Raw genomic sequence first — 13,718 nt, 5'->3', positions numbered from 1 at the left:
ATCGTATTTTTCACTCGCCAGCTGCTTCTAAAATGCGGCTTATCAATACTGTCGATATCCGAAAGTTTGTTTTTTCAATTTGCTGGATATAGGGCTTAATGGCTTTAATAATACCCTTTTGTTTAGCGTATATTAAAACGCCTACTGATCCCTTAACCTGCAAACCCAAGCTTTCGGCAAATTTCCTGGCTGCTCTATCATCAGTAATTAAATATTGGCAAGGTGTTTCATGAGCCAAGGCTATGGCGCTGGCTTCGCCGGGATCAAGTAAATGGTTAAATTGTTGCTGAAGTTTGGTGTTACCAACACGTTGTATTGTTACCCACGAAGGTAAGGGGTGCCCATATTCAAAAGCAATTTCAGGTGTTGTTAAAACTATATCAAAAATTTTATTTAAAAATTCGAGAGCATGAATTTTTTCGAGAATAATAAAACAACTGGTATCGGTGATAACTACGGCAGAGGTATTAAGTTCAGACATTATTTAAATCCGAAGATATACTTGAATCAAGATAATGAACACCATAATTAGCCAATATTTCAGCAAAATTCCATTTTCTCATCCCGCACATATCCGCAGCCTGGCTTAAAGATAATTTATCAGCCTCGTATAATTTTGCTGCGAGAAAACGAACGGTTTCGTCGTGTTCCTTTTCAAGCACATCCGGAACCTGTAGTGTCATCGTAGTCATAACATAAAGATAAAGATAAATCTTTAATACAACAATCACATCGCCCAAACCTTCGTCACTATTATTTCCCCAACTCGGCAATAACATCCTTAGCCGTTTGGTTAGTTGGGTCAAGTTGTAACAAGCGCTTATAGTTTAGCAAGGCCTTCGGTTTATTGCCTTGCTTGTAATAAGCTTCGGCTAAACTATCAAAAACATTGCCCGATTGCGGGAATAGCGCGGTATTATATTCAAACACAACAATGGCATCGCCTATACGCTGTTTCCCTATCAGGTAATAACCTATGGTATTTAGGGTTGCTTCGTCGTCGAAACCAAAATCGTAGGCATTGGTAATCTTTAGTTTTTGATAAAAGGCTATTATTTTTTTACCGCTTAAGGTATCCAGTTGTTTTTGATAGGCATCAAGAATAGCTTTTTTGGGCTCGTGATAAGGTTTGCCATCCAGAATATTTTGGATGGCCGAATTAAAATCGTAAAGGCTAACGTTTTTATTGTTAGTCATTAATATCACCGTTCGGCCTTGCGCGGTGTTTGTTACTTGCAGGGCCTGGTAGTTAAGGCTTGTACCGTCGTGTATATGGGTTATCAGCTTATCGCCTTCCATTGTTCCGCCCCCTAAACCGGCTTGCTTATTTGGGCCAACCGGTATTAAAATTGCCCGGGTAGCTGCCGGACTTATCAAACTAAAATTGGCTATTACCCTTGTCCATTTATAAAAATCGCCAAGCGTAACACATGTCCAGCCAGATATTGGGTATACCAGGGCATCTTGCTTACGGTTATTGTTGTAACTGCGGGCAATTAAAGTGTCGTTATCCGTAGGGTCAACAATGGCAGTATTCATTCCACAGGGTTTCAATATCTTTTGCTCAACAAACTGCTTAAAACTCATACCTGTAATGCTTTCAACTATCCGGCGCTGAAGAAATACGTTGTTGTTATTATAAGCATAATTAGTGCCCGGCTCAAAATCAAGCTTGGTTATCCGTTTTATATCTGCCATGTTATCGGCATCGTTTTTAACGGTTTGCCATTTAACATCGGGTAAACCACTGGTATATTGCAACAAGTTTTGTATGCTAATTTGGTTTGCCCAGGGCGGCAAACCCGGCAGGTATTTATTTATTTTGTCGTTCAGGTTAAGCTTGCCTTGCTCTTGCAGCATCATAATAGCTACGGCATTAAACTCCTTAGCAATAGAGCCAATATGAAAACGATATTGCGGAGTAAGAAAGGTTTTGCCTGATGCATCGGCGAAACCAATGGTGGCCTTATAAATTATTTTACCGTTATCGGCCACTACAACATTACCATTAAACAAACCATGCCTATTGGCCCTAAGTATTAACGAATCTATTTTAGCGGGTTTATCCTGAGCTGATGCATTGTTTAGCAAGAGTATAAAACATAGGCAAAGGCGTAAGCTTGTATTAAATATATTTTTCATCGGGTTAATGTTAATGCAACTGTAAGACGCCTGTATGCGGGTGTAGTTACAGCCAATGATAACAAGCCGCTAAATATTGCATAAAGCAAAGCATCAAACGTTATAAACCTTACATTTACGACAGAAAAACCATTGGTATGGAACCACACAAAGCCCCTATTAAAAGCAAAACCAAGTTTGTTAAGTTTTTTAGTTTACTTGGGCCGGGTTTGGTTACCGGTGCGGCAGACGATGATCCGTCGGGTATTGCAACTTATTCGCAAACGGGCGCGCAATTTGGCTACGGCCAATTATGGACAGCCTTATATATGCTACCTTTTATGACCGCCGTACAAGAGGCCTGCGCACGGATAGGCCTGGTTACCGGCATGGGCATATCGGCAGTGGTAAAAAAGCATTATAGCCGCACAGTACTTTATAGCGTGGTTGCCCTGGTGGTTATAGCAAACATAATTAATATTGGTGCCGATATAGGTGCCATGGCCGCCGCTGCACAATTAATTATACCTGCGCCTTTTATTTTGCTCACCTTTGCCTTCACCATTATCATTTTACTGCTCGAAATATATACCAACTACAAGGTATATTCTAAAATATTGAAATGGCTTGCTATAACCTTGCTTGCTTACCCATTAACGCTTTTTATTGTACACCAGCCATGGCTAACCATTTTAAAAGCAAGCGTAATACCGCACTTTGAATTTTCGTTTTCGTTTTTATTTATCATTACGGGTGTGTTGGGTACTACTATTTCGCCGTACATGTTTTTTTGGGAGGCATCGCAAGAGGTTGAAGAGCAAAAAAACAAAGGCCAGGTTAAAACAAGCTGGCTACATATTAAAAGAATGCGTTTTGATAATAATTTTGGGATGATATTTTCCGAATTTGCCACCTGGAGCATCATTGTAGTGGGCGCAACCGTATTGCACAATAGCGGCGTACACGATATTAAAACGGCTGCCGACGCCGCAAAAGCATTAGAGCCGCTGGTTCACACCTTCCCCCATGCGGGTTTTATATCCAAACTTATATTTTCGATAGGTATTATTGGCCTGGGTATGTTGGCTATACCTGTGCTATCGGGTTCGGCGGCCTATGCCGTTGCCGAAGCATTTAACTGGCGGGCAAGCTTAAACTATAAAATTAAAAAGGCGCAAGGCTTTTATGGTGTTATTATAGTGGCTACACTTATTGGCCTTATAATTAATTTTATTGGGATAGACCCCGTAAAGGCCCTGGTTTACGCAGCCGTACTAAACGGTGTAGCGGCAGTGCCGCTTTTGTTTTTGATTGCCCGGATTGCTGCCAACCAGGAAATTATGGGCGAATACCGAAGCAAACTATTATCAAAAATTTTATTGTGGGTAACCTTTATTGCAATGGGCTCTGCGGCGATAGCTATGTTTTTTACCTTATAACCTGAGTTCGATTAATAAATGAGATAATATTTGTCAATCAAAGGAAATGTAAGTATATTTAAGTATCTGACATTCAAATATTTAAATACATTTCCAGATGATTGACTACGATAAAATTACTGATATTTTTTGTATTGTTGACGAGTTTTGCAAGGACTTTGATGCCACTACCCAGCCATTCCTGTTAGGTAAGCCATCTAAACGCCCTCCAACCATGTCTAAAAGCGAGATCATATCCATTTGTATGCTTTTTCATTTAAGTGGCTTCCGGTGTTTTAAACACTTCTATATCTTCTATCTGCAAAGGCACATGCAGCGTGAGTTTCCTAACACCGTATCCTACAACCGCTTTGTAGAACTTAGCCAAAGTGTGCTGATGCCCATGTCTATCTTTCTCAAAACCTGCTGCTTAGGCTTATGTACTGGCATTTCGTTCGTTGATTCTACACCGATAAGGGTATGCCATACCAAACGGATTAAAAGAAATAAGGTATTTAAAGGCATTGCCGAAGTAGGCAAATCAACCATGGGCTGGTTTTATGGCTTTAAGCTCCATATCGTCCTTAGCGACAAGGGTGAAATACTCAACTTCGCTATTACACAGGCCAACGTAGATGACCGGGAACCACTTAAAAACGAAGCTTTCCTGAAAGCTGTTTTTGGCAAACTGTTTGCCGACAAAGGCTATATATCAGAAAAACTGACCAAAATATTGTTTGTTGGTGATATACACCTCATAACCAATATCCGTAACAATATGAAAAACAGCCTGATGACCATGAACGACAAAATCATGCTCCGCAAGAGATCGGTCATAGAGACTGTTAATGATGAACTCAAAAACATCTGCCAGGTCGAACATTCAAGACACCGCTCTTTTACTAACTTATCACTAATATCGTATCCGGATTGATCGCTTACTCATTTCTCCCTAAAAAACCTTCCATATCCTACCAACAAAATCGATCTAATCAAATTCTTGCTTTCTGATTAATCGAACTCAGGTTTATAGCTTTTTTTCTTCCCAATAAATGGTTTCCACATATATACCATGTTGAACTGCCAGTTCTTTTCTTCTTTTTTCCAGCATCACGGTGAGTGCTTCTGGGTAGGTATCAACAGGTATGGATAGATATGCAATTACATAGCCGGTTTGGCTATTAACAAAGTGATATTGTTTTTTTTCGTCTTCCATTTTTTTGCCCCTTAATTTTAACTTTTCATTACTTGGCTTTTAACAATTTATTGCAGAAATTTAACTCCGGCTGTATAGAACAAACAAGCCATTAACTATTATGTTCGCTTATTAGCTAAGTAAATTTATGCGGCAATTAAACACCTAAAGCCCCAAATATTTCTCTCAACGAAAAAGTAGCTCCGCAAACAAATTCATCTGCTGCGCCATAATATATAGTAATGGTATCGCCATCAATAACATGGCCGTTGGTAAATACTACTTCGCCAAAAAAGCCTGTTAATTCGTAAGTTTCGGTGGGTACCATAATAGGGTCAACAGTGCGTGCTATTACTTTCGACGGATCGTTAATATCAAGCAAAAAAGCTCCTAAACAATATTGGTGCTGGTAATTAGCCCCGTGGTAAATTTCGAGCCATCCCTTTTCTGTTTTTATTGGGGATGCACCAGCCCCTACGCGGGCATTATCCCAGCTATTGGCACGGGTTTTTACAATGCATTTGTGGTTTCCCCAATGCAGCCCGTCAGGCGATTGTGCAAGCCAAATGTAATTACCGCCAATATCAACACTGCTGGGCCGGTGCAAGGCATAAAACATACCGTTCACTTTTTCTTCAAAAATGGCGCAGTCTTTATTATGAGGTGGTAGTATCATGCCGTGCTGTTCAAAATGTTGCCAATTTTTAGTGGTGCGCAGCCCCACCCCTACACCACTGGCCGATACTGCGGTAAAGGTGAGGTAATAAGTACCTTCTAACAAGGTAACCCGGCAATCTTCAATACCAAAAGTTTGCAATGCGCCTGCTCCGTACAAGGCCGGGTAATTATCGGGCTCGTAAAATTTAATACCATCATCGCTGCAAAGCAAACGCAGGTGCGATAGTGTTGTTAAATAATCCACCCCTTTATATTTAACAACCCGGGCATCGGTGGCTATCAAATCGGCGTCATCAAGTGCTATTTCCATAATTTCGGTTGTACCGCTTTCGGTCAATATTGGGAACGATATAAATACCTCGCTTTGTTCGGGCCTTTCGGCCACACGCACCAGCAGCCATATTTTATTATCAAACCTAAATACACCGGGATTTAACAGGCAGGCTACTTTTAAACCTGCTAAACTGGGCACCAAATCGGCAGGCGAAAGCAAAGGATTTTGAGTAAAGCGACGGGCAATATCTTTCATAGCATGTTTATTGTGCTATTTAAACAGCGGGTTTGCAGAATAGGTTTTGATTATCTGCTATAGTTATCGATACGATAATGTGTGTTTTGATATTCCTTTCGCTGATAAGCTATATTATGGTGCGAAAAGTTAAATTAATTCGGCCTTTAAGCACTTTGGCCGATTTTGGAACCTGATGCTCCCATTGATGTTGCACGTCGCCTTTCATAAGCAACAGCGAACCGTTTTCGAGGTTAACAGAATATTTTTGCTTGTGGTTTGCTTTATGCCGCACATCAAAGCGGCGCGTTTGGCCAAAATTTACTGAGGCTATTAAAGGATTAATGCCTAATTCTGGTTCATCATCACTATGCCAAGCCACAGAATCATTATTATCACGGTAGTAATTCAATAAAACACTGTTAAACAATACCCCGGCGGCGGGTTCTATCTTTAACTTAATATTCAACAATTGATCGGTCCACTTGAGTGGTATAAATTGCTGACCGGAAAACTTGTAATAACTACTTTCGTCGCCGTACCAGGCCGTAAGCCTCGGCGTTTTCACTTCTCGGCCATACATATATTGCGACTCCTGTTTCCAGGGAGTTTGCTCCAGTAATGTTTTAAATATCTGCCTGCTTTCGTTAGCATCAAAAAAATTGGGTTTATATTCCAGAATATCTTGCGGCAAATTATCCTCGGTATCAAAAAAGCTTAATTGTTCCATTATATATTCAGAGTAAACCTACAATTACTTTATCAAGTATAAAACATTCAATCTCAACTATGTTTTTACAACTATTTTGAGCTAAATTTTATATTTTCATCATAATAAATCATCAAAAAATACAACGTTTTACACTTTTACATCAAAAACGGAAGTAAATTGATATTTTTTATAGCAATTATTGAAATAATTACTAATTTTAGGCATGTTTAGCAGATTTTTTAAGTCTACTTTCTTTTTTATACTCGCAATTAGCCTTAGCGCGCATAGCACAACGGTTGATTTGCATCGCGTAGCCTATGCCAAACATACTTATAAACCTGCAAATACAACTTCGGTATCAAAAAGCCGGCAGCGAAGCACTATCGATTTGCTACTGGGGCAAAACAGCGCCGCGCATTTAACCCAACAAAATTACCGGCACACCCATGTTATTAAGCAGTCGGCAGATTTTAACCAAATAGTTTTTGCAAGCGTTAGCTGCTTAAAATACATTTCGCGAAGCAGCCAACTCAGTTTTTCGCGCTTCCGCAAGCTTGTACTCTTTCCTTTCCATGCCTTTTGGTAAACGGCTGTAAGCCCGCATTTTTTTACCGTACTTGAATATGCCTTGCTGTATTGTTTTAATGCACCAAGCGTTCAATACAATTTATCATAGCCTACTTCCGGATGTAATCACCCCGGTTAAAAGTATGTTATGGTGTGTTTAACCAAATCAAATCTTACAGAAACTCCTTATCATGAAAAAGATAATACCTTTTGCGCTGCTTGTTATTGTAGTAATACTTGCCCTTATATTTCCATCGGTTGAAACCGTTACGGTTGCCAACAGTAAAATAGATACCGGCGACACCGCCTGGTTGTTAACCTCAACAGCCCTTGTACTTATTATGACGCCTGGCCTTGCCTTTTTTTATGGCGGCATGGTAAACAAAAAAAATGTACTATCAACCATGCTGCAAAGCTTTGTATGTATGGGTGTAATTACTGTATTGTGGGTAATATTTGGCTTTAGCCTTGCCTTTGGCGATTCGATACACGGCTTTATTGGCGACCCGCGTACATTTTTTATGATGAAGGGCATGCTTGGCAACGCTACATGGAAACTTGCACCAACCGTACCTTTGGTACTTTTTGCCATGTTCCAGCTTAAATTTGCGGTAATAACCCCGGCGTTAATTACAGGCGCATTTGCCGAACGTATCCGCTTTAACTCGTACCTCATTTTTATTTGCCTCTTTATGATTGTTATTTACGCGCCGCTTGCCCACGCAACCTGGCACCCCGATGGCGTATTTTTTAAATTGGGCGTACTTGATTTTGCCGGCGGAACGGTTGTACACATGTCTGCCGGTTGGGCGGCTTTGGCTTCGGCATTATATTTAAAGCAACGTAACGCTCCGGTACATTCTCCGGCACGTATCAGCTACGTAATATTAGGCACAGGTTTACTATGGTTTGGTTGGTTTGGTTTTAACGCAGGTTCGGCATTAGGTTCGGGTGCATTGGCGGCTACCGCTTTGGCAACAACCACAACAGCATCGGCTGCGGCGGCAATGTCGTGGATATTTTTTGATATACTTTTAGGTAAAAAACCATCGGCCATGAACGCCTGTATTGGCGCAGTTGTGGGCCTGGTTGCTATTACCCCGGCTGCGGGTTTTGTTACCATATCGCACGCGCTAATTATAGGTATTGTTGCCGCTGTAATAAGTAACCTGGTTGTAATGTGGCGCTCACGCACCTCTATTGACGATACGCTGGACGTTTTTCCGTGCCACGGAGTTGGCGGTATGGTTGGTATGGTACTAACAGGCGTATTTGCTAATACCAACGTTAATAGCGGCAATACAACCGGCAATGGCCTGTATTATGGCGAAACACACCTGTTTGTGGTACACATGATTGCGTTGGTAGCGGTATCGGCATTTGCCTTTTTTGGCTCGCTATTGCTACTTAAAGTTACCGACATGATTAGTCCGTTAAGGGTAACCAGTGAAGAAGAAGTGATAGGTCTTGACTTGAGTCAGCACGGCGAAGAGCTCTGACCTGGTTTAGTTTAGTTTGATTTAGTGAGTAACACCATGCTCCCGAGGCATGGTGTTTACTTCCAAATATATTCGTGTTAAATAAGCCCCTTTTCTATATCAGGAAAAGGGTTTCGGTAAGGTATTGTGCAATATTTTGACAAATTATTTGCCGTTGGGCGAAAAGATTAAATACGGGTAATTATCTGTAATCTGCCTTCTCAAAGCCAACAATTAGTTTAAAATGCTGTTATCAATAAACATGAAACAGCAGATAGCCTCCTTATCTAACCAAATGCCCGACTGGGCCTGGAACCTCATTGTTTTCGCAGCAGCCATCATTATCGGCATGGTGCTCAAATTCGTTATTACTACACTGTTAAAGCACTATAAAAACGTATCTGGCTATTCGTTATTCAAATCGCTGCTTACGCACTTGGGTGGGCCGCTAGATTATTTTGTGCCATTGTTCACCCTAAACCTCATGACTCCCATTATGCAATTGAGCAAAGGTTATCTCGACCCGCTCGATCGCATTTTAGGCATCTTGCTCATCATATCCTTTGCCAACCTGCTTATCAATGCCATTAAGGTGCTCGAAGACTTTGTATATTTTAATTACGACCTTAGTAAAGAAGATAACCTTAAAGAGCGTAAAATACGCACCCAATTGCAGTTTATCCGCAAAATCATCATCGCGCTTATTGTACTTATCAGCCTTTCAATTATACTACTCAGTTTTGATAATGTACGTAAAATTGGAGCGGGCCTGCTTACCGGCGTGGGTATAAGCGGTATTATTATTGGTTTTGCGGCGCAAAAGTCACTGGGGAATTTGCTGGCCGGTTTCCAGATAGCCTTTACACAACCCATCCGGATAGACGATGTGCTGGTGGTTGAAGGCGAGTGGGGCCGCGTTGAGGAGATAACCCTAACCTACGTGGTACTTAACATTTGGGATCAGCGCCGCCTTATCCTGCCCATTAATTACTTTATCGAAAAGCCATTCCAAAACTGGACCCGCAGTACTGCCGAAATACTCGGAACCGTTTTTGTTTATGTAGATTATACATACCCCGTAGATGAGCTTCGCGACGAATTTACGCGCTTGCTTAACCTATCACCTTTGTGGGATAAACGCGTACAAGTGCTACAGGTAACCGATGCCAAAGAGCATACTTTAGAACTACGCGCCCTGGTAAGCGCAAGCAACTCCTCCAAAGCTTTCGATCTCCGTTGTTACATCCGCGAAGGGCTGGTAAAGTTCATCGCCCAAAACCACCCGCAAAGTTTGCCATTAAACCGTTGGGTTACCCATGGCGGCAAAAAAGCACCCACCGATGGCGAAGTAAAGCAGATAGACAGCAAAACCGGTAACCCCAATAGCCCGGATAAATAAGCTATTTGCAAAAGTAGCTTCCCTACATTCTATTTCATAGTTTTAATAACCACAATAACCCAGCAAGGGGGGAAATTGTAAGATTTTTTTTCTTCTAAAGCATAAATTAGCCGTTACAACAAGTACGTACATCTGTATAAAGCTTGCTTAAAACCGTTTCTTTTGCTTATTTTACATCAGCAATGGTTAACTTTCTACTCATTTTTGTTTGCATGGCTGCTGGGTTACTTTTCAGGCGAAGTAAAACCCTACCTGCCGATGCACACCGGGGTATTAACGCCTGGATAATTTATTTAGGTTTACCCGCCGTAAGTTTTAAGTATTTGCCGCACATAGTGTGGAGCTCTAATTTGCTGGCACCTGTATTGGCACCTATAGTAGTGTGGCTGGGCGGCTGGTGCTACGTAAAAGTGTACAAAAAAGCCACTTCCGTAACCGATGGTACCGAAGGAGCCTTGCGCCTAACCAGCGGCTTGGCCAATACATCTTTTGTTGGTTTCCCACTTATAGCAGCCTATTTTGGCGAGCAATATTTAAGTACCGCAATTATTTGCGATCAGGTTACTTTCTTTTTACTGTCAACCGTGGGTGTTGTAGTTGCCATTAATTCATCAAAAAAACATCCGCTATCGGCGGGTATTGTATTAAAAAGAGTGTTGCGTTTTCCACCGTTTTTAGGTTGCGTGGCGGCACTTACCATACCGCATTTAATAAATATTGATGTACTTAGCCCTTTGTTTGATAAATTAGGGAGCACGGTTGCCCCATTAGCACTGTTCAGCATTGGCCTGCAACTACGTTTTGACGGCTGGCTGCAACAATTGAAGCCAATTTTTAGCACCTTGCTTTACAAACTTTTTATTGCACCTGCGGTAGTGATGTTGTTGTTTTGGCTCTTGCAATTTAAGGGCATCATACCGCAGATTAGTATTTTTGAGGCCGCAATGCCAACCCTGCTCACCTCCGGCGTTATTGCCGACGAATACGGACTAAACCCTAAACTCTCAAACCTCATCATCGGTATCGGCATTATCCTTTCGCTAATAACAACGGGCGTATGGTATTTGGTTTTAGCAAAATGGTGATAGCACACGGCCTATTTGGGCATAATACCATAAACAATTATTGTTAAAGTCCCCCTCTTTAAAATAAAAAAAGCCCTTCACCTTAGTGGGAGGGCTTGTTTTTAACTATTGCCTTGTTTGCTATAAACTGCGGGGCCATTCATTATCAACTCATTTATTAATAATTAAACCGGCACCACATCATTTAAATTAAGCATTACGCACAACCATTTATGCAGTAAGCATTTAAAATTATTTTGCAGGTGGCGTTGTTGTTACAGGCGATGTTGGCACACTGCCTGCTGGTGGTGCCGGTGGTGTTGAACCAGCCGGAGCAGCCTGCGGCTTTTGACCCTGACCTGGTGCCCTTGGCGGACGCGGCGGTGCTATACTTTCGGGGTGTGCGGTACCATGGTGGCAAACATAGCAGGTAATGGCAGCCGTCATCGTTTTATCGTCTTTATCGGCCTTAAAGTATTTGCTGTTAATTTTGGCCGTCATGGTCATCATTTTACGGGCGGCTTCCTTTTCGGGCTTGGCATCACTCGCAAAATCATTTTTGTTAGTTTCGGCATTACGGGCGTGGCAAAAACCACATCTCACACCAAGTGCATCCCTCCAATCGTCCATTACCTTATCCAGGTCTTGTTTACTTATTTTTTTTGGCAAAACCTTTAAGTTTTTCCATTCAGGCTTTTCCGGCTCAGTTGTTTGCATCGATGCCGTTGCTGCAAAAACAACCGTAGCGGTTAAACATACGGTTACAATTATTTTTTTATGATTAAACATAGTAAGTTGCTTTATATTCATGCCAAAGTAAAAAAATCATTTAAAAAATACAAACTAAACAACGTAACAAAAACATAGCGCAAGTTAACTCGGCATACTCACTTATTTATTTTTCAAACACAAAAACCAACAAAACTGCTTTAGCAAATCATTATTTAGGTTTAAACACTGTTGCGCAATGTTAATTTCAATACATTTACCAAACATCTGCATCTGGGCAGCATCTTTTTAATAACACACTGGTAAATAAATCATTCAAATCAATTAACTACATATTTTAATTGTAAAAAACATTGCAACAAACTAAATAAATTAGCATTTTTTATATATTTGCCTAACACGCCATAACACCATGTACGCTATAGTAGATATTGAAACAACGGGGGGCCACGCCAGCGCACACGGTATTACCGAAATTGCTATTGTAATTCATAACGGAAGCATTATTGTTGATCGTTTTGAAACCCTGGTTAACCCCGGCGTGCCTATCCCGGCATATATACAGGCCCTTACTGGGATAAACGATAGCATGGTAAAAAATGCTCCGGCGTTTAGCCAAATAGCCCAGCACGTTTACGAAATATTGCAGCCCTGTACCTTTATAGCACATAACGTAAATTTCGATTACTCTTTTGTTCGTCACCACTTGCTATCTGCCGGGTTTGATTTGCAATGCCCTAAGTTATGTACCGTTAGGCTGGGCCATAAAATATTCCCCGGGCTGCCATCATATAGCCTCGGCAAATTTTGCCGGTTAATGGGTATTGATAACGATGCCCGCCACCGCGCTATGGGCGATGCACAGGCAACAGCACAGCTTTTTAGCCTGATGTTGCTGAACGATAAAGACGGACATATCCCGCAATCGCTTAAACAGCGAAGTAAAGAATCGTCATTACCATCTAACCTGCCCCAACAACATATTACCGGTTTGCCCAATGCCCCTGGCGTTTACTATTTTCATGATGCCAAGGGTAAAGTTATTTATGTAGGTAAAGCTAAAAATTTAAAAAAACGTGTTAAAAGCCATTTTACAAACAACCGTGCCGACCAGCAAAAACAGGAATTTTTAAAAAACATTCACCAGATAACCCACCAAACCTGCGGTACCGAATTATTGGCTTTTATTTTAGAAACCGTTGAAATTAAACGCCTGTGGCCAAAATACAACCGGGCCCAAAAGCACCACGAATACACCTACGGTCTTTACCAGTACGAAGACCAACGCGGTTATCTGCGCCTGGCCATTGATAAATGGACCAAATACTCGGCCCCGCTATATACCTGCAACTCCATGTTAGACGGTTACAGTTTGCTAAATCAACTCATTGAAGCCTTTGATTTATGCCCCAAATTATGCTTTGTGCAGCGCAACGAAGAGCCCTGTTCGCGTAACCTTACCAAGCCCTGCGCCTGCCAGGTTACCGAAACAACAAAACGCTACAACAGCAGAGTGGATAAAGCCCTTGCACATTTAAAAGCTGCGCTATCAACTTTCGCCATTCGCGACAAAGGCCGTAATGACGATGAATACAGCTATATTTTGATAGAGAATGGCGAGTTTTACGGTATGGGCTACATCAGCAACAGCACAGTTACAGATGATGGCTTGCTCAGTATAAAAAGCCAGTTAACCCCATACCCGGGCAATGGTTACATCAAAAGCCTGGTAGCCAATTATGCAGTGAGTAACCCCGATAGAAAAATTGAGTTTGTAGCGTAATAACTAACGTTGCTATAGTCACCTCTTTTAATTTTCAATTGCGCTGGCTTATCAAAAGCAAAAAAA

13 protein-coding genes and 1 pseudogene are annotated in these 13,718 nt (G+C 41.4%); 7 read left to right on the top strand and 7 right to left on the bottom strand.

The annotated features are described in order from the left end of the window. Positions 1-10: 10 nt before the first annotated feature. From BDD43_RS14320 to BDD43_RS14310, 3 genes are read right to left on the bottom strand one after another with little or no spacing between them, the layout of a single operon-like run. Positions 11-481, bottom strand: a complete 471-nt coding sequence (locus BDD43_RS14320; protein WP_121198322.1) for a DUF3368 domain-containing protein — start codon at positions 479-481, stop codon at positions 11-13. Continuing rightward, positions 474-779 carry a UPF0175 family protein gene (locus BDD43_RS14315; RefSeq protein WP_246001579.1) on the bottom strand — a complete coding sequence of 102 codons (306 nt, stop codon included), beginning with the start codon at positions 777-779 and terminating at the stop codon, positions 474-476. Before BDD43_RS14315 ends, BDD43_RS14320 begins: the two co-directional genes overlap by 8 nt. Continuing rightward, the gene (locus BDD43_RS14310; RefSeq protein WP_121198321.1) at positions 754-2,142 is read right to left on the bottom strand and encodes a serine hydrolase; all 1,389 of its coding nucleotides are present in this window, start codon (positions 2,140-2,142) and stop codon (positions 754-756) included. The genes BDD43_RS14315 and BDD43_RS14310 overlap by 26 nt, the downstream gene beginning before the upstream one ends. 137 nt (positions 2,143-2,279) lie before the next feature. Between BDD43_RS14310 and BDD43_RS14305 the strand changes: the two genes are divergently transcribed. Beyond that, entirely contained in the window at positions 2,280-3,560 is a 1,281-nt protein-coding gene (locus tag BDD43_RS14305) for an NRAMP family divalent metal transporter (protein ID WP_121198320.1), read from the top strand. Between the two features lie 97 nt (positions 3,561-3,657). Then, positions 3,658-4,550, top strand: a pseudogene (locus BDD43_RS14300) (IS982 family transposase). Between the two features lie 16 nt (positions 4,551-4,566). Here the strand turns inward: BDD43_RS14300 and BDD43_RS14295 are convergent. The 3 genes from BDD43_RS14295 to BDD43_RS14285 form a co-directional block, all read right to left on the bottom strand. Continuing rightward, entirely contained in the window at positions 4,567-4,755 is a 189-nt protein-coding gene (locus BDD43_RS14295; RefSeq protein WP_121198319.1) for a hypothetical protein, read from the bottom strand. Between the two features lie 136 nt (positions 4,756-4,891). Further along, entirely contained in the window at positions 4,892-5,941 is a 1,050-nt protein-coding gene (locus BDD43_RS14290; RefSeq protein ID WP_121198318.1) for a glycoside hydrolase family 130 protein, read from the bottom strand. A gap of 109 nt (positions 5,942-6,050) precedes the next feature. Further along, a complete protein-coding gene (locus tag BDD43_RS14285; RefSeq protein ID WP_121198317.1) occupies positions 6,051-6,650 on the bottom strand; it encodes an alpha-ketoglutarate-dependent dioxygenase AlkB family protein in 600 nt (199 codons plus the stop codon). A 205-nt stretch (positions 6,651-6,855) separates the two neighbouring features. Here BDD43_RS14285 and BDD43_RS14280 point away from each other — a divergent pair, with 205 nt between their 5' ends. The 4 genes from BDD43_RS14280 (at position 6,856) to BDD43_RS14265 (ending at position 11,161) form a co-directional block, all read left to right on the top strand. Continuing rightward, positions 6,856-7,218: a hypothetical protein gene (locus tag BDD43_RS14280; RefSeq protein ID WP_121198316.1), complete on the top strand. Its 363-nt coding sequence runs from the start codon at positions 6,856-6,858 to the stop codon at positions 7,216-7,218. A 172-nt stretch (positions 7,219-7,390) separates the two neighbouring features. Further along, positions 7,391-8,698, top strand: a complete 1,308-nt coding sequence (locus BDD43_RS14275; protein ID WP_121198315.1) for an ammonium transporter — start codon at positions 7,391-7,393, stop codon at positions 8,696-8,698. A 241-nt stretch (positions 8,699-8,939) separates the two neighbouring features. Further along, complete coding sequence (locus BDD43_RS14270; RefSeq protein WP_121201982.1) at positions 8,940-10,076, top strand: mechanosensitive ion channel family protein; 1,137 nt, start codon at positions 8,940-8,942, stop codon at positions 10,074-10,076. 182 nt (positions 10,077-10,258) lie between these two features. Next, entirely contained in the window at positions 10,259-11,161 is a 903-nt protein-coding gene (locus BDD43_RS14265) for an AEC family transporter (RefSeq protein ID WP_121198314.1), read from the top strand. A gap of 231 nt (positions 11,162-11,392) precedes the next feature. Here the strand turns inward: BDD43_RS14265 and BDD43_RS14260 are convergent, their stop codons facing one another. After that, a complete protein-coding gene (locus BDD43_RS14260) occupies positions 11,393-11,929 on the bottom strand; it encodes a c-type cytochrome (protein WP_121198313.1) in 537 nt (178 codons plus the stop codon). A gap of 352 nt (positions 11,930-12,281) precedes the next feature. Between BDD43_RS14260 and BDD43_RS14255 the strand changes: the two genes are divergently transcribed. Continuing rightward, entirely contained in the window at positions 12,282-13,652 is a 1,371-nt protein-coding gene (locus BDD43_RS14255) for an exonuclease domain-containing protein (RefSeq protein ID WP_121198312.1), read from the top strand. Positions 13,653-13,718: the final 66 nt, after the last annotated feature.

Origin of the sequence: Mucilaginibacter gracilis (assembly GCF_003633615.1) — a bacterium.
In the GTDB taxonomy this organism is placed as follows: Bacteria; Bacteroidota; Bacteroidia; order Sphingobacteriales; family Sphingobacteriaceae; genus Mucilaginibacter; species Mucilaginibacter gracilis.
This window is presented reverse-complemented; position numbering and strand designations above follow the sequence as displayed.

Bases quoted from the DNA above. Each gene is read 5' to 3' on its own strand.
- BDD43_RS14320 (WP_121198322.1), bottom strand. From the start codon at position 481: ATGTCTGAACTTAATACCTCTGCCGTAGTTATCACCGATACCAGTTGT.
- BDD43_RS14315 (WP_246001579.1), bottom strand. From the start codon at position 779: ATGTTATTGCCGAGTTGGGGAAATAATAGTGACGAAGGTTTGGGCGAT.
- BDD43_RS14310 (WP_121198321.1), bottom strand. From the start codon at position 2,142: ATGAAAAATATATTTAATACAAGCTTACGCCTTTGCCTATGTTTTATA.
- BDD43_RS14305 (WP_121198320.1), top strand. From the start codon at position 2,280: ATGGAACCACACAAAGCCCCTATTAAAAGCAAAACCAAGTTTGTTAAG.
- BDD43_RS14295 (WP_121198319.1), bottom strand. From the start codon at position 4,755: ATGGAAGACGAAAAAAAACAATATCACTTTGTTAATAGCCAAACCGGC.
- BDD43_RS14290 (WP_121198318.1), bottom strand. From the start codon at position 5,941: ATGAAAGATATTGCCCGTCGCTTTACTCAAAATCCTTTGCTTTCGCCT.
- BDD43_RS14285 (WP_121198317.1), bottom strand. From the start codon at position 6,650: ATGGAACAATTAAGCTTTTTTGATACCGAGGATAATTTGCCGCAAGAT.
- BDD43_RS14280 (WP_121198316.1), top strand. From the start codon at position 6,856: ATGTTTAGCAGATTTTTTAAGTCTACTTTCTTTTTTATACTCGCAATT.
- BDD43_RS14275 (WP_121198315.1), top strand. From the start codon at position 7,391: ATGAAAAAGATAATACCTTTTGCGCTGCTTGTTATTGTAGTAATACTT.
- BDD43_RS14270 (WP_121201982.1), top strand. From the start codon at position 8,940: ATGAAACAGCAGATAGCCTCCTTATCTAACCAAATGCCCGACTGGGCC.
- BDD43_RS14265 (WP_121198314.1), top strand. From the start codon at position 10,259: ATGGTTAACTTTCTACTCATTTTTGTTTGCATGGCTGCTGGGTTACTT.
- BDD43_RS14260 (WP_121198313.1), bottom strand. From the start codon at position 11,929: ATGTTTAATCATAAAAAAATAATTGTAACCGTATGTTTAACCGCTACG.
- BDD43_RS14255 (WP_121198312.1), top strand. From the start codon at position 12,282: ATGTACGCTATAGTAGATATTGAAACAACGGGGGGCCACGCCAGCGCA.